Source organism: Roseateles chitinivorans, assembly GCF_050632235.1.
Classification (GTDB): Bacteria; Pseudomonadota; Gammaproteobacteria; order Burkholderiales; family Burkholderiaceae_C; genus Roseateles; species Roseateles chitinivorans_A.
Genome location: NZ_CP192584.1, coordinates 1758521 through 1782415, shown reverse-complemented (window position 1 = coordinate 1782415; position 23895 = coordinate 1758521). Strand labels below are relative to the sequence as shown.

Annotated in this window: 17 protein-coding genes; 8 read left to right on the top strand and 9 right to left on the bottom strand. The window is 66.9% G+C overall.

Going from position 1 to position 23895, the window contains the following annotated elements:
- Positions 1-103: 103 nt before the first annotated feature.
- The gene (locus ACQ859_RS08005; protein ID WP_431265338.1) at positions 104-1333 is read right to left on the bottom strand and encodes a serine hydrolase domain-containing protein; all 1230 of its coding nucleotides are present in this window, start codon (positions 1331-1333) and stop codon (positions 104-106) included.
- A 108-nt stretch (positions 1334-1441) separates the two neighbouring features.
- Between ACQ859_RS08005 and ACQ859_RS08000 the strand changes: the two genes are divergently transcribed.
- The 3 genes from ACQ859_RS08000 (at position 1442) to ACQ859_RS07990 (ending at position 3460) form a co-directional block, all read left to right on the top strand.
- Positions 1442-1804 (top strand): DUF1090 domain-containing protein, encoded by a 363-nt coding sequence (locus ACQ859_RS08000; protein ID WP_431266491.1) that lies wholly within the window; start codon positions 1442-1444, stop codon positions 1802-1804.
- 170 nt (positions 1805-1974) lie between these two features.
- On the top strand, positions 1975-3093 hold the full coding sequence (locus ACQ859_RS07995) for an ABC transporter substrate-binding protein (protein ID WP_431265337.1): 1119 nt from the start codon (positions 1975-1977) through the stop codon (positions 3091-3093).
- Between the two features lie 13 nt (positions 3094-3106).
- Entirely contained in the window at positions 3107-3460 is a 354-nt protein-coding gene (locus tag ACQ859_RS07990) for a hypothetical protein (RefSeq protein ID WP_431265336.1), read from the top strand.
- A 43-nt stretch (positions 3461-3503) separates the two neighbouring features.
- Here ACQ859_RS07990 and ACQ859_RS07985 read toward each other — a convergent pair whose 3' ends face one another.
- Positions 3504-3899 (bottom strand): GFA family protein, encoded by a 396-nt coding sequence (locus ACQ859_RS07985; RefSeq protein ID WP_431265335.1) that lies wholly within the window; start codon positions 3897-3899, stop codon positions 3504-3506.
- A 70-nt stretch (positions 3900-3969) separates the two neighbouring features.
- Entirely contained in the window at positions 3970-4902 is a 933-nt protein-coding gene (locus tag ACQ859_RS07980; protein ID WP_431265334.1) for an alpha/beta fold hydrolase, read from the bottom strand.
- Positions 4903-5081: 179 nt separating this feature from the next.
- On the opposite strand from ACQ859_RS07980, the gene ACQ859_RS07975 reads away from it, so the two are divergent.
- Complete coding sequence (locus tag ACQ859_RS07975) at positions 5082-5456, top strand: MerR family transcriptional regulator (RefSeq protein WP_431265333.1); 375 nt, start codon at positions 5082-5084, stop codon at positions 5454-5456.
- On the opposite strand, the gene ACQ859_RS07970 is transcribed toward ACQ859_RS07975, so the two are convergent.
- Positions 5393-5905 (bottom strand): DoxX family protein, encoded by a 513-nt coding sequence (locus tag ACQ859_RS07970; protein ID WP_431265332.1) that lies wholly within the window; start codon positions 5903-5905, stop codon positions 5393-5395. The genes ACQ859_RS07975 and ACQ859_RS07970 overlap by 64 nt on opposite strands.
- Positions 5906-6110: 205 nt before the next feature.
- On the opposite strand from ACQ859_RS07970, the gene ACQ859_RS07965 reads away from it, so the two are divergent.
- From ACQ859_RS07965 to ACQ859_RS07950, 4 genes are all read left to right on the top strand, one after another.
- On the top strand, positions 6111-8060 hold the full coding sequence (locus tag ACQ859_RS07965; RefSeq protein WP_431265331.1) for a hybrid sensor histidine kinase/response regulator: 1950 nt from the start codon (positions 6111-6113) through the stop codon (positions 8058-8060).
- Positions 8061-8411: 351 nt separating this feature from the next.
- Positions 8412-9560, top strand: coding sequence for a carbohydrate-binding protein (locus ACQ859_RS07960; RefSeq protein ID WP_431265330.1), 1149 nt, complete (start codon positions 8412-8414; stop codon positions 9558-9560).
- 61 nt (positions 9561-9621) lie between these two features.
- On the top strand, positions 9622-10170 hold the full coding sequence (locus ACQ859_RS07955; protein ID WP_431265329.1) for a DUF2867 domain-containing protein: 549 nt from the start codon (positions 9622-9624) through the stop codon (positions 10168-10170).
- Between the two features lie 312 nt (positions 10171-10482).
- Positions 10483-11067 (top strand): class I SAM-dependent methyltransferase, encoded by a 585-nt coding sequence (locus ACQ859_RS07950; RefSeq protein WP_431265328.1) that lies wholly within the window; start codon positions 10483-10485, stop codon positions 11065-11067.
- Positions 11068-11091: 24 nt separating this feature from the next.
- Here the strand turns inward: ACQ859_RS07950 and ACQ859_RS07945 are convergent, their stop codons facing one another.
- From ACQ859_RS07945 to ACQ859_RS07925, 5 genes are all read right to left on the bottom strand, one after another.
- On the bottom strand, positions 11092-12456 hold the full coding sequence (locus ACQ859_RS07945) for an HlyD family type I secretion periplasmic adaptor subunit (protein ID WP_431265327.1): 1365 nt from the start codon (positions 12454-12456) through the stop codon (positions 11092-11094).
- Positions 12446-12910 carry a toxin-activating lysine-acyltransferase gene (locus ACQ859_RS07940; protein WP_431265326.1) on the bottom strand — a complete coding sequence of 155 codons (465 nt, stop codon included), beginning with the start codon at positions 12908-12910 and terminating at the stop codon, positions 12446-12448. Before ACQ859_RS07940 ends, ACQ859_RS07945 begins: the two co-directional genes overlap by 11 nt.
- A gap of 97 nt (positions 12911-13007) precedes the next feature.
- A complete protein-coding gene (locus ACQ859_RS07935) occupies positions 13008-22406 on the bottom strand; it encodes an Ig-like domain-containing protein (protein WP_431265325.1) in 9399 nt (3132 codons plus the stop codon).
- Positions 22337-23173 (bottom strand): hypothetical protein, encoded by an 837-nt coding sequence (locus tag ACQ859_RS07930; protein ID WP_431265324.1) that lies wholly within the window; start codon positions 23171-23173, stop codon positions 22337-22339. Before ACQ859_RS07930 ends, ACQ859_RS07935 begins: the two co-directional genes overlap by 70 nt.
- The gene (locus tag ACQ859_RS07925) at positions 23173-23769 is read right to left on the bottom strand and encodes a hypothetical protein (protein ID WP_431265323.1); all 597 of its coding nucleotides are present in this window, start codon (positions 23767-23769) and stop codon (positions 23173-23175) included. The genes ACQ859_RS07930 and ACQ859_RS07925 overlap by 1 nt, the downstream gene beginning before the upstream one ends.
- Positions 23770-23895 lie beyond the last annotated feature (126 nt).

Sequence of the window (23895 nt, the reverse complement as noted above, 5' to 3'; positions counted from 1 at the left end):
CGTGCTGAGCGAAGGCATCGATTCTGCCTGCCCCTCGCGTGAGATGAGCGACGCCGACCTGCCACAGGTCGCTCGGGAAAGCTGAGCCCGGGCGACGGTGCGCTCAGCCGTACACCGCCCGCCGCACGTCCTTGTGCAGCGCCTCGTCGAACGGGAATTTCTGGGCGAAGAACACCACCGCCAGCTGGTTGGCCGGGTCGATCCAGAACAGCGTGGAGGCCGCGCCGCCCCAGGAGAACTCGCCCACCACCCCGGCCGGCTCGTCGGCCGTGGTCGGTGCGATGCGCACCGAGCCGCCCAGTCCGAAGCCGACACCAGGACTCCTCAGGAAATGACGCGGCGCGATCGCCGGGTCCAGATGGTCGACAAGCATCAGCTTCACCGTCGCGGGCCGCAGCACGCGCACGCCGTCGAGCTGGCCCTCGCCCAGCAGCATGCGCGCGAAGCGCAGGTAGTCGTCGACCGGGCCGATCAGGCCTGCGCCGCCGCTGGCGAAGAGGAAGGGCACCTCGGGCTCGCGCTGGGCCGGGCCCTCGGCGCCGAAGCGATAGGTCGCGGCCCGCCGATCCTTGACCGCATCGGGCTGCGTCCAGTCCGTCTCCCGCATGCCCAGCGGCTGCAGGATGTGACGCCGGACGTGCGCGTCGAAAGGCTCCTCGCCCAGCACCTCCACCAAGCGCGCCACGATGTCCGTCGAGGTGCCGTAGTGCCAGGCCGTGCCCGGGTCGTGACGCAGCGGCAGCGCCGCCACCGCGCGGCTGAACGCGGCCAGGTCCGGCGCAGTCTCCAGCGGATTCGCCGCGCGGAACGCGCGATCGGCCGGGCCGTCTTCCATCGCGTACGTGAGCCCCGATGTATGCCGCAGCACGTCGCGCACGAGGATGGGCCGCTCGGCCGGACGCTCGCCGCGGCCGTCGTCGGCATGGACGCGCATGGCCTTGAACTCCGGCAGGTAGCGCGCGATCGGATCGTCCAGCCGGAAGCGACCGGCGTCCCACAGGCGCATGAGCGCCACCGACGCCACCGGCTTGGTCATCGACCAGATGCGCGCCAGCGTGTCTCGGGCCATCGGCCGCCGCGCTTCGCGATCCGCCAGGCCGAAGGCGCCGAAGTAGCGCTCGGCGCCGCCTTGCCAGACCAGCGCCGACACGCCGACGGCCCGGCCGTCGGCGACCGCGCTCCGGAGCATCCGCTCGATGCGTCGCGGCGAGACCGGCAAGGTCGTGCCGACCGGGCGGGAGGCGCTGCTCGCGCCGGTCGTGGCGGCGATGGCCGCGGTGGGGGCGGCCAGGGCCACGCCGAGGACGTGGCGGCGGGAGGGTGCTTGCGTCATCGCCCGATGCTAGAGCCGTACCGGCATGTAATCGCTCCGCTCGTCGCCTCGCTGATCTAGACTGGCCCGACCACTGCTTCGAGGGAACGCCATGAAGGTACTGGTCGCATCGCTCCTCGCCGTCGCCTGCTCCGCGGCAGTCCATGCCGCCGACGCCCCCTCCCCGCCTGCGCGGCGAAACGGGCCAGCATCGAATCCCAGATCTCCGAAGCGACCGCCCAGGGCAACCGCCGCCAGCTCTCCGGCCTGAAGTCGGCGCTGGCGGCCAACAAGCGCCATTGCACGGACGCCTCGCTCGCAGCCGATCGGCAGCGCGACATCGCCGCCGCGACGAAGAAGGTGACCCGCCGCGAGGCCGACCTGGCCACCGCCCAGGCGAAAGGCGATCCGAAGAAGATCGCGAAGGAGCAGAAGCAGCTCGACGCCGCGCGCGAGGCCTTGGCCGAGGCGCAGAAGCCGGTTCCCCAGTAGCGCGAGGCGCCCCGATGCGGTGCTGCGTCGACCAGGGAACCTTCTTTCCGGCGAACGGTGCCGCTTGTCGGACCGCCGGGCCGGCATTCCCCCAGTCGCCCAGCTGTTACCGCAACCATCATCCCATTGATCACAATGGGCGGTCCCGCACGCCAGTTGCCGCACTCACCATGACCCTTGCCATCGCCAGCCGCGCCCGCCGCCTGATCACCCTCCTGTGCCTCGCGGCCGCCTCGACGGCGCACGCGGACATCGTCGTCGGCCAGGTCGCGCCCTTCACCGGGCCGCAGGCCGTCACCGGCAAGGCGATCCGCGCCGGCGCCAAGCTGTGGATCGACGACGTCAACGCACGCGGCGGCATCCGCGGCCAGAAGATCAAGTTCGTCACCCGCGACGACGCGCAGAAGCCCGAGGAAACCGTCCGGCTGGTCAAGGAACTGATCAGCACCGATGCGCCCACGGCCCTGATCGGCACCGTCGGCACCTCCAACCTCGAGGCGCTCAAGCAGGACGGTGTCCTCGAGAAGACGCGCGTGTCCATGGTCGGCGCCGTCTCCGGCGCCAACAGCGTGATCACCGCGCGCAACATGTACCCGGTCAAGGCCAGCTACCGCGAGGAGGTCGACCGCCTCTTCAAGCAGCTCGGCGAGATGGGCCGCACCAAGGTCGCGGTCGTCTACCAGGACGACGGCCTGGGCCGCGACGCGCTGGCCGGCGCGCAGGCCTCGGCCAAGACCTACGGTCTGACGCTGGTCGCGCAGTCGGGCTACGCCCGCAACACGACCGAGGTCGGCAAGGCCGTGGCCGACATGATCAAGCAGTCGCCCGACGTGATCTTCCTCGCCGCGACCACCGCGGCCGCCATCGAGTTCACCGACAAGTACCAGACCGCGGGCGGCCGCGCCGCCCTGTACGGCATGTCCATCATCGACGTGCAGGCGCTGCTGGCCAAGCTCGGCCCGGATCGCGCCCGCGGCTTCGCGTTCTCGCTGGTGCTGCCGACGGACGACCGCGCCGACCGCGAAGTCGTCCGCGACTACCAGCGCCTGCGCGGCAACGCCAAGGATGCGGACCTGTCCTCGCGCTCGCTCGAAGGCTTCATCGCCGCGCGCGCACTCGTGAAGGCGCTGGAACGCACGACCGCGCCCGGCCCCGTCGGCCTGACCGAGACGCTGGACCGTGGCTTCGAGACCGATGTCGGCGGCCATCGCCTGACCTTCGGCAAGGGCCCGACCTCGCGCTATGTGGACTTCGCCGTCCTCGGCGTGGGCGGCAAGCTGGTGCGTTGAACCGGCGAGCCCCTTGCACCCGATCCTGATCCTGCTGGGATTCGCCGTCGCGGCCTTCCTGCTGGTCCGCCTCATCCGCCAGGCGCGGGATGCGGCCGCCGATGAGCAATGGACGGCGTGGCATCTGATCCGATCCCTCGTCGCACCCTTGGCGATCGGGATCTACCTGCTCGTCGTGACCGTGCGCGACCTGATCCGGGGCGAAGTGGCCTGCTCCGGCAAGGGCGGCTGCAAGGTCGACACTTTCCTGCGTACCGAACACCCCGAGGCCTACTGGGTGAACCTCGGCCTCACTGCCTTGGCGTCGGCCTTGCTGCTGTGGGTGGCGCTGCGCAGCTACCAGCGCTGGCGCGCGTCGACACCCTGACGGCGCCGCGGCCACGGCCGCGGATCACAGCCACTTGGGGTGCTCAGGGGTAGTGCTCCGCATCCGCCGGCGGGACGACCCAGCCGTGCTTCCGGCTCTCGTAGACCGAGACGTTCGGCGCCGGGAAACCCGGCTCCGCGAACGCGCCGACCGGGATCGCGAGGAAGTCCGGCTGCGCATCCATCTCGTAGTAGACCGTCGCGCCGCAGGTCGGGCAGAAGTGGAAAGTGGCGGTGGTGCCTTCGTCCCCCGTGATCGGGTACGTCGACGACAGGCCCGACGGGGTCACGTCTTGACGACGGAACCGGGCCTGCTCGGCGAACGGGCCCCCGGTCCTGCGCTGGCAGTTCAGGCAGTGGCAGATGGAGATGCGCACGGGCTCGCCCACGACCTGGGCCGTGAGCTGACCGCAGCTGCAGGAAGCCAAGCGTTGCGTCATGACAGTGTCCTCTCGGGGAGTCGACCATCTTGCCACGCAACGATCAAGGACGCGGCGCGAGCGTCCGCCGTCAACGCGTTGCGTCTTGACGCACCGCCTCGATGAACGCCCCGAGCTCCTCATTGAACCGCGGCGCCGACTCCACGAACGGCGCGTGTCCCGCCTCCTCGTAGAACGAGGTCCGGATCGCCGGATTGAGCGCCCTCGCCCGGTCCGCGGACGGTTTCGCCCGCACGAGCGCGTCCTGCGCCCCGTAGATCTGCAGCATGGGCTTGCTGGTCCGGCCCAGCCCATGGACGGCGTCGACACTCATCCGGTGCACGACGCGCTGCATGTCGAAGGACGCGAGCGACGCGTTCGCGAGCAGGCGCTGGAAGACCGCGGCTTCGGGCTGCCGATGGAAACACAGGGCGACGAATGCCCGCTCGGCGTCGAGTCGCGTGCGCAGATCGGCGGACGTCATGTCGCGATAGACCTCGGGATGCGAGACGATCTGCGCCGCGTCCAGCTCGACGACCCCGCCGACGTACACCACGCCCGCGATGTCCGCATCGCCCTCCGATGCCAGGTAGTTCGAGATCACCGCCGCGCCGAGCGACCAGCCGACCAGCACCGGCTGCTTGGCGCCGGAGGCGCGGAGGACCGCCCGCAGGTCCTGCGCCCAGCGTCGGCCCTCGATGTAGCGCTCGGCCTCGGACGGCTTGCCGGACTGCCCGTGCCCGCGGAGATCGAAGGTGATCAGCCGATGACGCCGCAAGGCCGGACTCTCGACCTGGGCTTCCCAGCTCAGATGACTGCCGAGCAGGCCATGGACGAAGATCACGGGCGCACCATCGGCGTCGCCGTACTCCTGGACAGACAAGGGCTCGCCGTCGGGCGAGACGACCGTGTACTGGCGTGTGGGCGTCGTGCCGGCCTGGACGGCACCGCTCCAGACCGATGCGACGACCAGCAGCCAGAGGACAAGGAGGCGGCCCGGGAGGCCGCGTGGGAAAGCAGTCATGAAGGACTCCAGATGAATCGGAGCCGGACTGTCGAGCCTCACACCCGTGTCAGGGTCAAGCCGCGATGGAAGAATCCCCTATGCCCCTTGAGTCCTCTCACGCCGACAGACCCACCGGAAGATCCGCCGACGGCCCCGGCGAGCCTCAGGCATTCCTCACCATCGGCGCGCTGTCCCGGATGAGCGGCGTCAGCGTCCGCGCCATCCGCCACTACGACGAGCTCGGCCTGCTGGCCTCGCTGCGCGCCGGCAACGGCTACCGGAAATTCCGGGCCGGCGCGGCGGTCCAGGTGCGCCAGATCCAGCGTTTCCTCTCGAGCGGTTTCACCCTCGAGGAGATCCGCCGCTTCCCCGGCTGCATGCTGGTCATCGAAGGCGCATTGCCCTGCGCGCAGACCTCACCGGCGCAGCGCGAGCGTCTCGCGCTGATCGAGGCGCAGATCGCCGATCTGGAGCGCCGACGTGCCCAGCTGTTGCAGATGCTCAGCCATCACGGCACCGAGGCGGCCGACGCGGCGGAGGCCGACCACGGCAGCCGCCGGTCCACCGCGTAAGCCCCGCCGCCGCGCACGACCATGTAGGCCGCCAGCGCCGCCATTAGCACCGGGTACTCGATGCCGCGGTCGATCCACGGCCAGGCCGGTCCGAGCGCGACGCAGATGCCGATCATCTCCGCCGTGAACGCGAGCGCGACCCAGCGCGTGCCCAGGCCGATCGCCAGCGCCGCCGCGCCGACGGTCTCCAGCAGCATGACGAGGAAGGCCAGCTGCGGCGCGAACGGCAGGCCCATCACCTGATCGATGAGCCGGATCGAGCCGGCCATCGGATCCGCCATCGACCCGTGCGAGGTGCCCAGCGCCTTCGGCAGCCCGTGCGTGAACAGGATGGCGCCGAAGGCGAAGCGCAGCAGCGCGTAGGCCGCCGGCTCGAGGCGGGCCGCCGCGTTGCGGGGTCGGGTCGCTGGCCGCGAAGGCGCAGCGGCCTCAGGGGTCACGGGGGTCACGGGGGTCACAGGGTTCGCAAGGGACATGGCGGGACTTCCGGGTGGCGGGTCGTCCGCATTCTTCGGATCGCGGCCCCTCGGGTCGAGGGGGCCCGCGAGCATGTGAATTCAAGGAGCCCCAACAATGCGCCGTGCCCGGCCCGCCGATTGCCCCGATGGCCCCGATCCGCCGGTCCCGCTCCCGCCACCCTCGCCGCTCATCACCATGCCATCGCCCGCCCTCGACGCCGAACTGCAGCAGACGAAGACGCGCCTGGCCGAGGTCGAAGCCGCCCTCCACGACAGCGAGGAACGTTTCCGGGCCTTCGCCAGCGCCACGTCGGACGTGGTCTACCGGATGAACCCCGACTGGACGGAGATGCGGCATCTGCGCGGCCGCGAATTCATCCGTGACACCGACGAGCCCAGCCGGGCCTGGCTCGACGACTACATCCCCGCCGAAGACCGCATCGCGGTGCGCGCCGCGGTCGACCGGTCCATCGCCACCGGCAGCGTCTTCGACCTCGAGCATCGCGTCATCCGGGTCGACGGCAGCGTCGGCTGGACGCACTCGCGCGCGATCCCGGTCCTCGACCGCCAGGGCATCGTCGCCGAATGGGTCGGCTCCGCCAGCGACATCACCCAACGCCGCCTCGCGGAGCAGGCCCTGCAGGTCAGCGAGCTGCGCTACCGCACGCTGTTCGATTCCATCGACGAGGGCTACTGCATCATCCGTGTCCTCTTCGACGCCGACGGCCACGGCTGCGACTACCTCTTCGTCGAGGTGAACAAGGCCTTCGAGCGGCAGACCGGCATCCACGACGCGGTAGGCCGCACGATGACGTCGATCTCGCCCGCCCATGAGTCGGAGTGGTACGAGATCTACGGCCGCATCGCGATGACCGGCGTGTCCGAGCGCTTCGAGTTCCCCGCCGACTCCCTCGGCAAGTACTACGACGTCTACGCCTTCCGCATCGGCGATCCCGAGGACCGGCAGGTCGCCGTGCTCTTCCACGACATCTCGGACCGCCGCCGCCACGAGATCGCGCTGCGCGAGGCCGATCGCCGCAAGGACGAGTTCCTCGCGATGCTCGCCCACGAACTGCGCAACCCGCTCGCGCCCATCCGCACCGGGCTGCACATCCTGCGGCTGGCCGGCGCCGATTGCGCCCCCGCCGACCAGGTGCTGCCGATGCTGCAGCGGCAGGTCGACCACATGGTGCGTCTGGTCGACGACCTGCTGGAGGTCTCGCGCATCACCGGCGGCAAGATCGATCTGCGCCGGGAACGCGTGGACCTCGCCACGGTGTTGCAGAGCGCGATCGAGACGAGCAAGCCGCTGATCGACGCCGCGCATCACCGGCTCGCGATCGAGCTGCCGGGCGATCCGCTGATCGTCGACGCCGACGCGGTGCGCCTGTCCCAGGTGATCGCGAACCTGCTCAACAACGCGGCGAAGTACACCGACAACGGCGGACGCATCCGCGTCGCCGCGTTCCGCCAGGGCGACGACGCGCTCGTGACCGTCGAGGACAACGGCACCGGCATCCCGCGCGATATGCTGACGCGGGTCTTCGACCTGTTCACCCAGGCCGAGCGCAGCTACCAGCGCGCGCAGGGCGGCCTCGGCATCGGCCTGACGCTGGTCCGCAGCCTGGTCACGCTGCACGGCGGCAGCGTCGACGCCGCGAGCGACGGCCCTGGACACGGCAGCGTCTTCACGGTCCGGCTGCCGCTGGCCCCGGCGGGCGCCGGCCTCGCCATGCGCACGCCGGCTGCGCCTCAGTCGCTGGCGCGGCGCCGGGTGCTCGTCGTCGACGACAACGTGGACGTCGCCGACAGCCTGCGGCTGCTGCTCGACATGATCGGCATGGACGTGCGCGCGGTGCACGACGGCCTCACCGCCCTGGCCGCGATGGACGACTTCGCGCCGGACATCGTCCTGCTCGACATCGGCATGCCCGGCATGGACGGCCACGAGTTCGCCCGCCACGTCCGGGCCCGGCCGGAAGGCCAGCGCGTGCGGCTCGTCGCCGTCAGCGGCTGGGGTCAGGAGGAGGACTACCAGCGCTCACGCGAGGCCGGGGTCGATGACCACCTCGTCAAGCCGGTCGACCTCGACGCGCTGGAGCGCATCCTGGCCGAGGCCCCGCGGCCGGCCCACGAACCGCGCTGACGCACCGTCCGGGCACGGTCCGGGCACGGCACGGGCCTGAGCACCTGTGTCCGGCGCCCACATCTGCCGACATCTCGATACCTCCTCCCCCGCGCCGTCGCGCTCGACAACCGCTTGTCACCAACGAAGCGAAGTTCCGAGGGTTTTCCCGCAAGACGAACTGAAAGCGCTTTCACATAGTGGCGACCGAGAGGCGGCGGCGCGTCGGCGAGTGATCGTCGACCTGCCAGCGGCCCCGTTGGCTTACTTCCGATCTCGGGCGTCGACGCCGGTCCTTCGCGACCGGGCCACCAGGAGACGCCGCCGATGCGTCGCGCGCGTCTCCTCCACCACTGGTTCTGAGGAGATTCCATGACACGCTGGATTCGATCGCTCGCCGCGGTCGCGCTCACCCTGACGGGTGTCGCGGCACAGGCACAAAACTGGCAACTCGTCTGGCAGGACGAATTCACCAACGGCATCGGCCCGCAATGGCGGTTCGAGACCGGCACCGGCTCGGGCGGCTGGGGCAACAACGAGCTGCAGTACTACCGGCGCGAGAACGCGACCATCGAGAACGGCCAGCTCGTCATCACCGCCAAGCGCGAGGACTTCGGCGGCATGCGCTACACGTCGGCGCGCATGACCACGCAAGGCCTGGCGCAATTCAAGTACGGCCGCATCGAGGCGCGCATCAAGGCGCCGTCGAGCTCCGGCATGTGGCCCGCGTTCTGGATGCTGGGCAGCAACATCAACTCGGTCGGCTGGCCCGCGTCGGGCGAGATCGACATCATGGAACACGTGAATGCCGATTCGGACATCCACGGCACCATCCACTGGCAGGGTCCGGACGGCGGCCACGCGTCCTACGGCGGCCACACCGGCAACAACGTCGCGGACTATCACATCTACGCCGTGGAATGGGACGAGAAGGCCATCCGCTGGTTCGTCGACGGCCGTCAGTTCCACGTCGCCGATATCACCAACAGCGTCAACAGCACCGAGGAATTCCATCGCGACTTCTTCCTGCTGCTGAACCTGGCGGTGGGCGGCAACTGGCCGCAGTGGAACATCGACGAGAGCAAGCTGCCCGCGAAGATGTACGTGGACTACGTGCGCGTCTACAAGAAGGATGCCGGCACGGCGTTCTCGACGACGCTGCAGGCGGCCAACTTCGCGCTGCAGTCGGGCATGCAGCTCGAGGCGTCCACCGAAGGCGGACAGAACCTCGGCTGGATCGATACCGGCGACTGGGCGGTGTGGAACCTCAACCTGCCGCAGGGCGGGACCTACACGGTCGAGTACCGCGTCGCCAGCCAGAACGGCGGCGGCAGCCTGCAGCTGGAGATGGCCGGCGGCGCGCCGGTGTACGGCTCGCTGGGCGTGCCCTCGACGGGCGGCTGGCAGAACTGGACGACCATCTCGCACCGCGTGACGCTGCCGGCCGGCCAGCAGCAGATCGCGGTCAAGGCCAACGGCCCGGGCTGGAACCTGCGTTCGGTGAAGATCACGAAGTCGTGATCCCGCGCGACCTCCGGTCCGACAGGGCATGAGGTCGCGAAGTCGTGATGCAATGCGGCGGATGTCACTCGTCCGCCGCGTTGCCCCTCCGACCGACAGCCAGCTCGCGCCGACCTACGCCGGCGCGAACCTGGCCGACGCCTTCGCCGTCACGCTCGCGGACGACGCGCCCGACGATGCGATGACGCTGGCCCGCGCGACGCTGGCCGATCCGCCGTGGTGGTTCCGCGCCCTGCTCGCGATCCGCGACGCCGCGGTGAAGCCCTTCGGGCTGAAGACCTCCGCGGCGATGCGCCACCACCTCGACGAGATCGGGGTCGAGCATGTCGACATCTTCCGCGTGCTCTCCTCCTCGCGACATGAGGCCCTCTTCGGCGAGCAGGACCAGCACCTGGATTTCAAGCTGTCGATCCTGATCCGCCGCGTCGAGGGATCGACGCGCCGCGAAGCGGTGGCGACGACCGTCGTGAACTGCCACAACCGGCTGGGCCGGTTCTACCTCGCGCTGATCCTGCCGGGGCATGTGCTGGTCGTGCGCTCGCATCTGAAGGCGGCGGCACGGCGCTTCGGCGTCACCGCGCGGAACCCCGGGCAAGCACCCGGCGGCTGATGGGTCAGAATCGTTCAGTCATTGGACCAGCGGAGGCAGGGACACGATGGACTGGCGATTGAAGGTGGGCCGACAGGCCGTCCTCGCGCGGCTGCCGTTCGGTCAGACGCTGCGCGGCATCAAACGAAGGCTGCTGGGTTATCAGCCCGATCCCGACAACCTGCGCGACACGTTGAAGAACTGGTCGCAGATGCGGGCGGCGCTGGCGCACACGGGGGCTCGATCGAGGGCGCCACGGTACTGGAGATCGGCACCGGCTGGTTCCCGACCATCCCCGTCCTGCAGTGCCTGCAGGGCGCGAGGCAGGTCTACATGTCCGACCTCAACCCGCACCTGGACGACGTCAGCTTCGCCGCGACGCTGGACTTCCTGCGCCGGGTCGATCCCTCCGAGCAACGGCTGCGCGAGATCCGGACGCGGCAAGACCTGCCGCTCACCTACCTCGCGCCGTTCGACGTGAACGCCCTGGCGGACGGGTCGATCGATCTCGTCACCTCGCGGACGGTGCTGGAGCACATTCCGCCGGACGTGCTGGTGCAGCTGCTGAAGTCCCTGCGGCCGAAGCTCTCCGCGCGCGCCCGCATGGTGCATCTGGTGGATCACTCGGACCACCTGGAGCACGCGGACAAGTCCATCAGCAAGATCAACTTCCTGACCTGGCCGGAGCGCAAGCACGCGTGGATCAACCGGCTGACGCGCGAAGGCGAGAACCGGCTGCGGCATCACGAATATCCGCCGCTGTTCGCGCTGGCCGGTTACCGCCTGCTCCTCGAGCAGGACAAGGTCCACGAGCCGACGCGGCAGCTGGCGAAGTCGCTGCCGCTGCAGTGGCGCTATGCGGCGATGACACCGGAGCAGCTGGCGACGATGTCGTCGCTGTACGTGCTGGCGCCCTGAGCCTCGACGGCCGCCGGCCGCCGATCACCGCTCCCGCGCGGACTCCTGCACCACCTTCTGCACCGGCGACAGCAGGTACTCCATCACCGTGCGCCGGCCCTGATGGATCTCGGCGGTGACCAGCATGCCGGCGTTCAACGGATAGCGTTCCCCGGAGCGGGGATCGACCAGTGCCGTGTCCTTCAAACGGACGATCGCGCGATAGGTCAACGCCGGCTGGCCCTGCACCTGCTGCTTCGGATCGGTCGCGTCGGGGCTGATCATGGCCACCTCGCCGTCCATCAGGCCGTACTTCTGGAACGAGTAGGCGCCGACCTTCACCTTGACCTTCTGACCGTTCGCGGTGAAGCCCACGTCCTCGTTCTTCAGGAGGACCTCCGCCTGCAGCGGCTCCTCCTTCGGCACGATGTTCATCAGCACCGCGCCGGCCTGCACGACCGCGCCCTGGGTCGTCGTGGCAAGGTCCTTCACCACGCCCGAGGTCGGCGCGCGGATGTCCAGCAGCCCCGCCTTGACGTTGGACTTCTCCAGCTCCTGGTCGCTGCGGTTGAGCAGCGCCACGGTCTCCATGCGTTCGTTCTCGAGCTGCGAGCGGTACTGCGAACGCAGCGCCGCCAGCCGCTTCTCGGACTGCGCGATCGTCGCGTTCAGGCTCGCCACCGTCGCCGCCTGCGTCTTGAGGTCCTGCTCCTTCTCGATCGCCTCGCGCGTCTTCTCGTTGGCCGCGAGCTCGCCGACGAACCCCTCTTGCACCAGCTTGCGATAGGCGTCCGCCGACTGGCGGTAGCTCGGCAAGGTCTGGCTCAACTTCGACAGCACCTGCTGCGCCGCGAGCAGGTCGGCGCGTGCCTTGTTCATCGCCTCGGTCTCCTGCGCGACCGAGTCCTGGTAGGCCTGCCGGCGCGCGCGGAACTGTCCTTCGACCTGCGCATAGAGTTCGACGGGATCGCCCTTGCCAGGCAGCATCGGGCGGTCGGACATCTCCGCATCGATGCGGCGCAGCGTCAGGCGGCGCAGCGCGACGTCCTTCTTCAGCGCCGTGGTGTCGGCCGTCGACAGGCGCTCATCCATGCGCATCAGCAGCTGGCCGGCCTGCACGGCCTGGCCGTCGGCCACGAGGATCTCCGCCACCACGCCGGCATCGGCCGGCTGCACGACCTTGGTGAAGGTCAGCGGCACCAGCCGGCCTTCCGCGCTGGCCACGATGTCCAGTTGGAAGAAGCAGGCCCAGCCCAGCAGGAGCAGGACCAGCGTCACCAGCGTCACCGCGATCGTGCGCGGCATGCGTGACGGCGGCCGCTCCTGCAGCGCGAGCAGGTCCGGCGCGAAGTCCAGCGCCTCCGGCGCCAGGGCGATCAGGCGCCCCGGCGTCGCCGCCTCAGCCGCCATGACCGACCTCCGTCAGGCGCGGACGGCCGTCGGCCTCGGTCAACCAGAAGTTCGCCTTCGTCGCGCCGGCGATCTCCTGCAGCGCCTGCTGGGCCGCCTCCGTGGCGCCGCCGAAAGGGGCGAGCACGTCGATGAACCACAGGTGCGGACCGGACTTCCACTCGTGGGGCGCGATCGTCGGCATGCCGCCGCGCAGGCGCTGGTCCACGGCCTCGTCCACCCAGGCCCAGCTCACGAACGCCCACGGGATGTCGGAGCGGTTGTAGAGCTTGCACTGGTCCAGCACCAGCGGCGGCGTGTAGCGCCAGTCGATGTCGGCGAAGAAGTTGAAGCGGCGCTGCTGGTCGCGCGCCAGCAGCCAGGCCACCGGGCCCAGCAGCGGCAGTTTGGCCAGCTCGCGCCGGGCCGTGGCCATGTCGGCTTCGCCGGGAACGTTGGGAGGAACTTGAGTCATGTGAATCCTTGAAGGGCGGCGCCCGAGGGCGCCGCCGGGTGGCACGCGCAGGTGCCAGGTATTGCCGGATCGCGTCTGTCCGGTTGGGGTCGTCCGATCAGAGCGTCGTCGAGCGTCGCGGCGACGATCCTCCGCCGATCAGCCCGGTGGTCGCGTGGTCGGATTCCAGACGCTGGCTGTCGCCCGCGTCCATGCTGGCCCAGCCCGCCCCCTTGGCCATCGCGGCGCCGCCCGACGCGTCCCACGGCGTGACATAGTCCCCCGCGGGCAGGCTGTCGATGGACCAGGTGTTCGAATCGATCCGCACCTTCATCGTCGACGCCTGGTAGCGGTCGATCGTCAGCAGCGACATCTGTCCGTCGTGACGCACCTGCAGCTGCCAGCCGGTCTCGGTGGTCGCCACGGTGACGCCCGCCGGATCGAGGTAGCTGCCCAGGTCCAGCGTGTTGTCGCCGGCCGTGTCGCTGATGTGGTCGTCGCCGTCGCCCTTCTGCCAGAGGTACAGGTCGTCGCCGCCGCCACCCGACAAGGTATCGCGCCCCTTGCCGCCGCGGATCGTGTCGGCGTCCGCGCTGCCCGTCACCACGTCGTCCCCGTCGCCGGTGTCGATCATGAAGTTCTTCAGCGAGATGCCGGTGAAGTCCAGCGTGTCGTCGCCGTCGGTGGCGACGATGCGCGCCGCGCCGAAGTTGGCGTCCACGCTCTCGATGCGCTGGATGTTGCGCAGCGAGTCCATGGTCGAACTCACGCGCAGCACGTTGTAGCCCCAGTCGGCAAAGATGCGGTTCGTGCCGGAGCCGCCGTCGTAGCGGTCCACGCCCTCGTCGCCGGCCGTGAGGACGAACATGTCGTCGCCTGCGCCGCCCGACAGGACGTCGCTGCCCTTGCCGCCTCGGATCCAGTCGTCGCCGTCGCCGCCGATCACCACGTCGTTGCCGTCGCCGGTATCGATCAGGAAGTTCTTCACCGTGATGCCGCTGAAGTCCAGCGTGTCGTCGCCGTCGGTCGAGACGATGCGCGCCGCGCCGAGGGTGGTCTCCACGCCCTCGATCTTCTGGATGTTCTGCACCGACGCCAGCGTCGAGCCGACGCGCAGCACGGTGGTGCCCCAGTCCGCGAAGATGCGGTTGCTGCCCAGGCCGCCGTCGAAGTGGTCGACCTCATAGTCCCCCGGCGTGAGCAGGAAGGTGTCGTTCCCCGCGCCGCCGGAGAGGATGTCCGCGCCCTTGCCGCCGCGGATCCACTCGTCGCCGTCGCCGCCGATCACCACGTCGTTGCCGTCGCCGGCGTCGATCATGAAGTTCCTGACCAGGATGCCGGTGAAGTCCAGCGTGTCGTCGCCGTCGGTGGCCACGATGCGCGCGGCGCCGAAGTTGTTGTCGACACTCTCGATGCGCTGGATGTTGCGCAGCGAATCCAGGGTCGAGCTCACACGCAGCACGTTGTAGCCCCAGTCGGCGTAGATCCGGTTGTCGCCGGACCCGCCGTCGTAGCGGTCGACGCCGTCGTCCCCGGCCGTGAGGATGAAGGTGTCGTTGCCGTCACCGCCGGACAGGTCGTCGGTGCCCTTGCCGCCTTCGATCATGTCGTCGCCGGCCGTGCCGATGATGGTGTCGTCGCCGGCGCCGGACGCCATCACGAAGTTGCGCACCGTCATGCCGCTGAAGTCCCAGCGGTCCGCGCCGTCCGTGCCCCAGATGAAGTTGCTGCGGAAGTCCGAGCCGACGCCGTCGAGCACCTCGATCGACTGCAGATTGCCGAGGTCGGGCGCCACGTTGAGGTAGTCGTAGCCCCAGCCGCCGAGGATGGTGTCGGTGCCGCCGCCGCCGTGGTAGCGGTTGATGACGCCGCGCGGCGCGTCGCTCAGGTAGAAGGTGTCGTCGCCGTCGGTGCCGACGAAGTCCTGGCTGCCGTCGTCGATCGGCTGCTTGCGCGTGTCGATCGCGGCGAGCAGGTCCTGCACGCTCCGCGTCGTGCCGTCGGCGAAGCGGATCTCCTCGATCTCGAAGCCGGTGGCGGCGCTGCCGTTCAGCTGGACGCCCTCCGCGGTGGCGTGGCCTTCGGCGTCCAGGCGGATCAGCGTGGTGCGCTGCTGGCCGTCGATCTCCTCGGTGACGTAGTCGAAGGAGTCGGCGGTCAGGCCTTCGCCGAAGCTGAGCACATCCTGGCCCGACTCGTCGGTCACGACATCGAAGCCGTCGCCGTCGGCCCAGGCGAAGACGTCGTCTCCGGTGCCGCCGACGAGCGTGTCGTTGCCGGTGCCGCCGATGATCAGATCGTTGCCCTCGCCGCCGAACAGGTGGTCGTTGCCATCGCCGCCGGTCAGCTCGTTGTCCATCGCGTTGCCGGTGAGCCGGTTGTCGAGCGCATTGCCGGTGGCGCTGATCGCGTCGCCGGTGAGCACGACATCCTCGATGCCGAGGCCGGCCTCAAAGTTGACCGAGGCGTACACGACGTCATGGCCACCGTCGGTGCCGCCCTCCGGCGCCACCATCGACAGGCGATCCCAGAGCAGCGAACGGACCTTGTTCGCGAGTTGCGCTTCGCTGAAGACCATCTCCCTGACGATGCCGGAGAGGTTCACGGCGAAGACATCGGTCACGCCTTCCGCCGCCGCGGCGGTCAGGGCCGCATCGACCTGCGCCATCGCGCCGTCGATGTTGCCCGACCAGCCATCGTCGCCGGCCAGGCGCTTGAGCTCCTCGGTGGCGAGACGCAGGCCCTCGCTCCAGGGCCGATCGCCCGCAACGCCTTCGACGATGCGGTCGCCCGCGTTGTCGACGATGTAGACGTCGTCGCCACGGCCGCCGGCCATCAGGTCAGCGCCCGCGCCGCCATCCAGGCGGTTGTTGCCTGCGTTCCCGATGAGCTCGTTGTCCAGCGCGTTGCCGGTGCCGCTCAGGTCGGCACTGCCCGCCAGGATCAGGTTCTCGACGTTGTCCGTCAGCGTGTAGTCGATCGACGCGGTGACGGTGTCGTTGCCGCCGCCGGTGCCGCCGCTGGCGTAATCCAGCGTCAGCAGCGGCTGGAACTGCGACGCATACAGCATCAGGATCCAGGTATCGCCGACACCCTGCTGCTCGATGTCCGTGATCATGTCGGACCAGACGATCTCCTGCCCCGGACGCGCGCGCACGTAGTCGACCACCGCGTCGACGATGCCGGCGCCGCCGGGCAGCCACGACCAGCTGCTCTTGATGCCGTCGATGACCCGCTGGGTCTCGGCGTTGCCGCCTCCGCCCGCTTCCTCGACGACCACGTCGCCGGCGTCGTCGACGACGTACCGGTCGTCGCCGCCGCCGCCGGACATCAGGTCCGCGCCGGTGCCGCCGTCCAGCAGGTCGTCGCCCGCATTGCCGACCAGCGTGTCGTCGCCCGCGAGACCGAAGATCTGGCTGCCGTGTTCGGCGGCGATGATGACGTTGGCGAGCTCGTTGCCGACGCCGCGATCGGCGTAGCCGAGCAGCGTCAGGTTCTCGACGTTGGCGCTGAGCTCGATGTTGGCGTAGGAGCGCACCGTGTCGATGCCCTCGTCCGCCGCCTCGATGATCTCGCCGTCGAAGCCGAGCTTGTTGATGACGTAGGTGTCGTCCCCGGTGCCGCCGATCATGCGGTCGCCGCCCAGGTTGGAGATCAGCGTGTCGTTGCCGCCTTCGCCGCGCATCGTCACACGTCCGTCGTCGCCATGATCGGAACCGTCCATCGCCAGGCCTTCGATGACGTTGTCCGCGGCGTTGCCGATGCCCACGTGGGCGCCGAGCTTCAGGCGCAGGTCCTCGAGGCCGTCGGCCAGCGTGTAGTCCACGCTGGATTCGACGGTGTCGTGGCCTTCGCCCGCCAGCTCGACGACGACGTCGCCGACGTTGTCGACGATGTAGGTGTCGTCGCCTTCGCCGCCGATGAGCGTGTCGGCGCCAGCGCCGCCGTCGATCCGGTTGTTACCCGACGTGCCGATGATCACGTTGTTGCCGGCATTGCCGATGCCATCCAGGTTGCCCGTGCCGGTCAACGTCAGGTTCTCGATGTTGGCACCCAGGGTATAGCTGACCGACGACTCGACGCTGTCGACGCCTTCGCCGTACTGCTCCACGATCACGTCGTCCGCGCCGTCGACGACGTAGTGGTCGTTCCCGCGTCCTCCGATCAGCGTGTCGCGACCGCCACCGCCGGCCAGGACGTTGTCCATGTCGTTGCCGGTGATGCGGTTGTCCTGCTGGTTGCCGGTGCCCTTCACCGCGTTGCCGGAGAGCACGAGGTTCTCGACGTTGGCGCCAAGCGTGTAGTCGATAGAGGACAGGACGGTGTCGTTGCCCTTGTTCGCGTACTCCACGACCTGATCGCCGGCGTTGTCGACGACATAGGTATCGTCGCCCGCGCCGCCGGCCATCGTGTCGGCGCCTTCACGGCCGTCGAGCCGGTTCGCCGCATCGTTGCCCCACAACGCGTTGTCGAGCGCGTTGCCGGTGCCGTTCATCGCGTTCTTGCCGAGCACGAGGGCTTCGACGTTGGCGCCCAGCGTGTAGTCGGCGAGGTTGTCCACCGTGACGGAGTCGTAGCCTCCGTTCTCCGCCTCGGTGACCACGTCGCCGACGTTGTCGACGGCGTAGCGGTCGTTACCCGCGCCGCCGATCATCACATCCGCGCCGGTGCCACCGTCGAGCAGGTCGTTGCCCGCGCCGCCGTCGAGTTGGTCGTCGTTCTCTCCGCCGAACAGCTGGTCGTCGCCATCCATGCCGAAAAGCACATCGCGACCGCTTTCACCGAAGAGCTGGTCATCACCCTGGTCGCCGGACAGCAGGTCGTTGCCGTTGCCGCCGGAGAGCATGTCCTGGCCTTCGCCGCCGAACACGATGTCGTTGCCGTCGCCGGCGGTGACGAAGTCGTCACCATTGCCGGCGAGGACGACGTCGTCTCCCACGTCGGTGAAGATCTGGTCGTTGCCGTTGCCGCCGTCGACGTAGTCGTTGCCGGCGCCCGTCATGACAATGTCATTGCCGTCGCCGGCCTCGACGGCGTCATCGCCGTCGCCGTCGCTGACGACGTCGTTGCCCGCACCCATGTGGTACTGGTCGGAGCCGGCAGTGCCGAACACCAGGTCCGCGCCTTCCGTGCCGTTGAAGGTCTGGCCGGAGGCGAACGGCGCGACCGGCGCGGTAACGGTCTGGCCCTGGTCGGTCTGACCCTGGGTCTCATTGCGGTAGCGCAGCGTCACGTCGGCCAGCGCATAGGAGCCGCCGTCGGTGCGCGTCGCGCTGCCGACGCCGTGTACCGACTGGCCGTCGATCACCTGGAAGCGGCCGTCGCTCCCCAGCTGGATCGCATTGATCCCGAGGCTGTCGAGCGAGCGGAACTCGCCGGCATCGGTGATGCCGTTCTCGTTCGCGTCCTGCCAGACACCGAACGACGACCACTTCTCATCCGCAGCCGAGAATTTTCCGTCGTGGTTCGTGTCGAAGGCGGCGAGGCCTTCAAGGTCGGACTGCGCGCCGGCCTTGTACGGCACGAACGAGATCTCGTCGAAGTCGGCGATCTTGCCGTCGCCGTTCTTGTCGAAGGCGATGAACCCGTCGCTGCCGTTGTTCCAGGCCATCCGGCGCTTCCAGCCGTCGCCGTTGACGTCGAAGAAGACGTTGGAATCGTCGACGTCCTTGAAGTGGAAGCCGTCGCCGTTCAGGTCGATCGCGATCGGCTTCTTGCCACCGCTGGTGTACTCCCCGCCGGGGAGTGGTCCGAAGTGGGTGACGGTCACCTTCTGGGTGGTGAAGGTCTGACCGGTCGAATCGTTCTGGTCGATCACCTTCACGTAGAACGCGTCTTCTGTCCGTTCCTCGTTGCGGAAGTGCTCGTCGGTCAGGCGGTTCTCACCCACCAGCCCGCCCTCCACGTTCAACTCGACGTAGCGATTGCCCGTGTACACGAATCGTCCGGTGTTCCGATCTACCGTGACCTCGCCATACTTGGGCTTGTCGATCATCTCGAACCGGAAGTTGCCCGGCGTGCCATCCGCGTTGGTGGCGATGATCCGTCCGTCGTTGGACTTCTCGGTCCCGATGGGCGTGCCGTGATACGCCAGCGGCGGGTCACCGTCGATCATGAACTCGGCGCCGTCGATCTTCATCGTCATGCCACGGACGCCGTCTTCTCCGCCGCCGTACATGTGCACGAATTTCGCGAACTCGGAGGCGAAGTACCCCACCGTGATGCCGGTGTCCACCGGGTCACCGTAGCCGACCCAGGCCTCGTCGCGGAGGATCGGACGGCCCATGACCGTCTGATAGGGCGAATACATCGGCAGCCCCTGGCCGCTGTGCAGCGCGAGCACGAAGTCGGGCGCATCCTCGCCGCCTTGCATGTTCTGCTCGCGTGTCGCCAACGACGTGTAGCCGTAGATGGGCAGCTCGTCCATGACCGGATCCGACACCACGGGCGCGTCGTTGACCGGCTTCAGGGCCACCTTGACGAGGGCGGTGCGCGTCCGGCCCTGCGCGTCGGTCACCGTGTAGGTGAAGGACGCGTCCCCGACGTAGTTGTGGTCCGGCAGGAAATCGACCGTGCCGGCGTCCCGGTTGATGCTCACGGTGCCATGCGTGGCGTCGGAAACTGCCGTGATGGTCAGGCCGTCGTGCGACCCCTTGTTGAAGTCGTTGTCGAGCAGCAGCCCGAACGCGATGCCGATCGGCTGGTGATCGGTCGGCTGTTGCTGGCGCGGATGGGCCAGGTCGTTGCCAGGCGAGACGCCGTCCTCCCAGGAGTCGACGAAGTCATCGCGCGCGGTGAAGTCCGTGCCTTGACCGGAGCCACCGCCCATGTCGATGACCTGCGTCACCAGCAGGGTGCTCTTGCCGTTGGAGTAGTCGATCTGGATGCCGCCATTGACCACCGACACGGCCATGCCGTCGGTGCTGGCGTCGAGGTCCTGGCTCTTGAGCGCGTAGTCGGTGCCGTTCTTGGTGAAGCGGTTGTTGTTGTAGTCCAGACGCGTGATGCCGAGCTCGGCCAGACCGAAGGTCTCGTTGCCGTCCTGACGGCCATCCTGGTTGGTGTCACGCCAGACGCGCAGCGCCTGATAGACGGGATCGTTGGCGTCGATGACGCCGTCGCCATTGGCGTCGACCCAGCGCATGCTGCGCACGCCCTTGGCATCGTCGATCACGTTGCTGTTGCTGAACAGCTCGCTGCCGCTGTCGGCGATGCCGTTGAGGTTGCGGTCGAGGACGAGGATGCCCTCCGAGCCCTTGATCCAGGCGGTGTTCTTCAGGTAGCCGCTGCCGTCCCAATCGAAGCTCACGCCGCTCGCGTCCTTGGACGTCGTCGAGATGATGCCGTCGCCGTCAAGGTCGAGCACGACCGGGCGGAACTTGCCCGGGTTCTTCTTGCCGGCGGCATCCGTGGTCGCGGACCAGCCGTGGCGGGCAGCGCGTTCCTCCTCGGTCAGGCCCGCCTCCGGATTGCCGTAATCCTGCTGCATGCGGGCGGTGTTGACCTCCCACATCGGCGCGATGGCCTGGCGGTTCAGCGCGCTTTGGACGAGGCGGTTGAACAGGTCGGGGCGCTGGTCCGGATCGGTGGCGTCACCGTTGACGATGCGATAGGTGTCGTCGTAGCGCAGGTTGGGGAAGCGCATCTCGCCGGTCATCGGATCGATGTCAGCCACGGAGAAGCCCGGATCGCTGCGACGCGACTCATTCCAGCTCAGCTTCGGCAGACGCTGCGGAATGATGCCGACCAACATGTCCGGCGCGGCCTGGTTGGCCTGGTCGACGATTCCGTTCAGGTAGCCCAGGAGGCCACCGAAATAGTTGGGGTCGGTCGGTGCGAGGCCGTTGCCACTCATCAGCAGGTTGACCTTGTTCAAGCCGATGCCGTAGCCGGTCGTGTCCAAGGTGACGTCGGTGCCGCTGCCGAATTTGAAGCGCGCTTGGCCCCAGGCATCCGGTTCCTCGTGGAGGATGGAAGACACCAGCATGTAGGCCGCATAGGCCCAGCCGATGTAGGGCACGCCCATGGCCGAGGCAATGCCCACGGCGGCACCCTTGTAGTCACCCTGCTGGAGCGAGGCAGCAACGCTGATCCACGGCAGGGCCTTGCCGATCGCGCTGGCGGCGCCATTGACCGTTTCGCCCAGCGCCTTGGTTGCGAGGTCTCCAGTCGCCTGACTGGCGATGGCATTCGCGGCGTTGTTGACGGACACCAATGCGCCGGCGGTGGCGCTCAGCTTCTGGAGTGTCGAACCGCCGTTGGCGAAGACGTTGTAGAGGCCGTAGAGGCTGTTGACTGCGCCGGCAACGGCCGTGGTAGTGAAAAGCGGCTGGTTATTGATTGCCTGAGTGCCGCCGCCCGCCGGATCCTTGATGAACGGGTTGACCTGATTGTTGATCAGCGTCAGCCCGCTGGAAAGGATAGGTACCGGGTCGCCACGTTTGATCGCGGTGACGAGATTGTTGATGTCCGAAATGGCGGTGCCCAGCGCATCGAGGGGCGCGTTCTTGCCTGTGACGGCTATCAGACGACGATCCTTGTCGATCGTACTGCTGACGGTGGAACCATCTGCGTAGCTGATGTCCCGGGTCGATGTGCCGTCTCCAGCGCGAGTCTCCACGGCGGTCTTGGTCAACGCTTGGGACCCGTCGAAGTAGCGTGTCACCCGGCCGGCGCCTTCCGTCGTTGTCTCGGCGGTTTCGATCACCTTGCCGTCCGCAGTCGTCGTCACGATCTTTCGGTCACCATTGCTTTGTACCGAAATGGTCTTGACCAAGCTTCCGACAGCTACGGTCAAGGTGTTGCCGAAATCGCTTGTCTTGACTTCCCCGATTTTGTCGCCAGCAGAGGAAACGAGATCTATCGACCCATCTTCATTTTTCCGAAGCCAGCTATTGCCTACGCCCAGCCCGGTAAACGTCTCTTCCCACGCGGTTTGGGCGGCGCGATCAGCGCCGTCCAGCGTCGTCATGTTTGCGAGTGTTGCGGCGGGATTGACGCGGGTCAGAGTGGCCAACGGCTTCAAATCATTCTGCGGAATGGATTGCGCAACGCCATTCCCATCCTCGTAAAGGATAGATCCCGAGTCATCTCGTTGCGCCAAAAATACGCCATTGTGCCCAGGGGCGAGCTTAGAAATCACCGCGGGATCGCCGGACTGGAGACGCGAAATCTCGTCCTTGGTCAAACCAAGCCCGTCAAAATCTTCAATATAGAGGACCTGTCCATTCGAAACCACGACGGCCGTCTTGGTACGAACCCAGGGAACGTAGGGGTTCTTGCTGGCGAATTGCCACGTCGTGCGAACCTCGACAACATTCCGGCCATCTGTCCAACGTTTCAGCGAGTCAGGAGGGGCATCCGTCGCACCGCTGTCTTGGAATCTGCCATTGGAAACCTCGGTAAAAGCCCCCGGAACATTGGGATCCGCAATTCTTACAGGAACCTTCAACGGGCCAAGTGCCAAGAATGAATCCAGGTCGAATCCCGGAATATTGACGATCTGCTTTGAGAACAAGACAGGACTCTTCGGATCGCTGGGATTCCTGCGCATATCGGAGAAATAATCCAACTGACTTTGGATGTAATACTCACGATAGAACGACGAAGGTGCGGTCGTCGGCGAAAGAGAAGCTTGAATTGCGCCCCCCTCTCCAGCTTCGCCCTGTCGGCATCCGACGACAGCAGCATATTTCCGGAGGCATCCAAGGTCGCCAGCGCCCGAAACATATCGTCCCGCAGCAAATGTGACACTTGATCCTTCGGTATACCGGCGGACACCATTGCATTATACCCCCAGATATTAGCAAACGCCTCATCCTGAAGGTGGGCGTCCGAATACTGAGAAAGGTATTGATTCAACTGATCCGAAGAAAGATTTCCTCTCACATAACTGGTGAGCAGCGAAGATTCCTTTTGATCAAGGACATTACTATTGGCCGCATGACCCAATTCATGCCCAATTACTGCAATCATCCAGTTGAAGCTCAACTTCGCATCCCAAGTGGGGTCTTGCGACACCCCTTTCGAACGAAAATACTCATCCTGCAGATTAATAGTGTTCGCAGTACGAGAATAATAAATGCCTCCGGTATCAATACCCTCCGTCGCGTCCGTGGTACTAACAAAATGACCGCCGCGCGCTGCAAAATCAAGCACCGCCTGCTTCATATAGTCAGACGAATTGATGACCCTCAAGAAAACTTGAAACTGCGCATCATTCTTGACATAAAACGCCGGAAAAGCAAAGACAGCTTCATTGCCTGTAAAATTCGCGATCGCCATTATTCCTCCATCACTTTTTTATTAAAATCAACCGAAAAGCTGATCATATTGACACATCGAAAGACCCCGGGAATATCCTTTGGAAGGGTCGACAGATTTTGAACGCCGCCTGAAACACGGCGAAAAATTGTTTCCCTTGCGGAGAACGGTGAGGGATCAGTCACCAACGACCAGCCGGGCAAAGATTCAGCGCTGAAGGCCTCAGTTCCCAAGCATCGCCCTTCATTCCGCTTGCTTGGCAGAACATCGGCGTTCCACGGCGCCACGTTCTCAAGATCAAAAACCACTTCCAAACGTTTAATTCGACCAGGTCCATCAAAGAACTCATGAATTTCGACACGCGTCAATGATTCTTCGCTTGCAACGTCCGCTCGATACGTGCGATCAGCAGCGTTCGAACTTATCAATGTGAAGCGCAATAGAAGAGCCTTTTGAAGGTCTTCGAACGCAGGGGGTTTATCACGAGAAATATTCGCAATACGCTCGACCATTCCACGAATCGATCCGGCTTTCTCCGGGGAACTTCCCACCTCCTGGGCCGCAGAAAATACCGGCATTGCGAAGAGGACACAAAATACTGAGGGCAGCAGATTCATCTAATTGACTCCTCAGCTTTCTGCGAGACATCGCTGATGTGCGGAACTTTGGTCCAGCGGAATCATGTGAGATAGCCGAAGAAAATAGTTACCACCAACATGGGAATAATTCATTCGCCGCGCAAA

Coding starts and splice junctions, on each gene's coding strand:
- ACQ859_RS07950 (WP_431265328.1), top strand. CDS start 10,483: ATGTCCGACCTCAACCCGCACCTGGACGACGTCAGCTTCGCCGCGACG.
- ACQ859_RS08005 (WP_431265338.1), bottom strand. CDS start 1,333: ATGACGCAAGCACCCTCCCGCCGCCACGTCCTCGGCGTGGCCCTGGCC.
- ACQ859_RS07930 (WP_431265324.1), bottom strand. CDS start 23,173: ATGGCGATCGCGAATTTTACAGGCAATGAAGCTGTCTTTGCTTTTCCG.
- ACQ859_RS07945 (WP_431265327.1), bottom strand. CDS start 12,456: ATGGCGGCTGAGGCGGCGACGCCGGGGCGCCTGATCGCCCTGGCGCCG.
- ACQ859_RS07965 (WP_431265331.1), top strand. CDS start 6,111: ATGCCATCGCCCGCCCTCGACGCCGAACTGCAGCAGACGAAGACGCGC.
- ACQ859_RS07925 (WP_431265323.1), bottom strand. CDS start 23,769: ATGAATCTGCTGCCCTCAGTATTTTGTGTCCTCTTCGCAATGCCGGTA.
- ACQ859_RS07980 (WP_431265334.1), bottom strand. CDS start 4,902: ATGACTGCTTTCCCACGCGGCCTCCCGGGCCGCCTCCTTGTCCTCTGG.
- ACQ859_RS07975 (WP_431265333.1), top strand. CDS start 5,082: ATGAGCGGCGTCAGCGTCCGCGCCATCCGCCACTACGACGAGCTCGGC.
- ACQ859_RS07995 (WP_431265337.1), top strand. CDS start 1,975: ATGACCCTTGCCATCGCCAGCCGCGCCCGCCGCCTGATCACCCTCCTG.
- ACQ859_RS07955 (WP_431265329.1), top strand. CDS start 9,622: ATGTCACTCGTCCGCCGCGTTGCCCCTCCGACCGACAGCCAGCTCGCG.
- ACQ859_RS07960 (WP_431265330.1), top strand. CDS start 8,412: ATGACACGCTGGATTCGATCGCTCGCCGCGGTCGCGCTCACCCTGACG.
- ACQ859_RS07985 (WP_431265335.1), bottom strand. CDS start 3,899: ATGACGCAACGCTTGGCTTCCTGCAGCTGCGGTCAGCTCACGGCCCAG.
- ACQ859_RS07940 (WP_431265326.1), bottom strand. CDS start 12,910: ATGACTCAAGTTCCTCCCAACGTTCCCGGCGAAGCCGACATGGCCACG.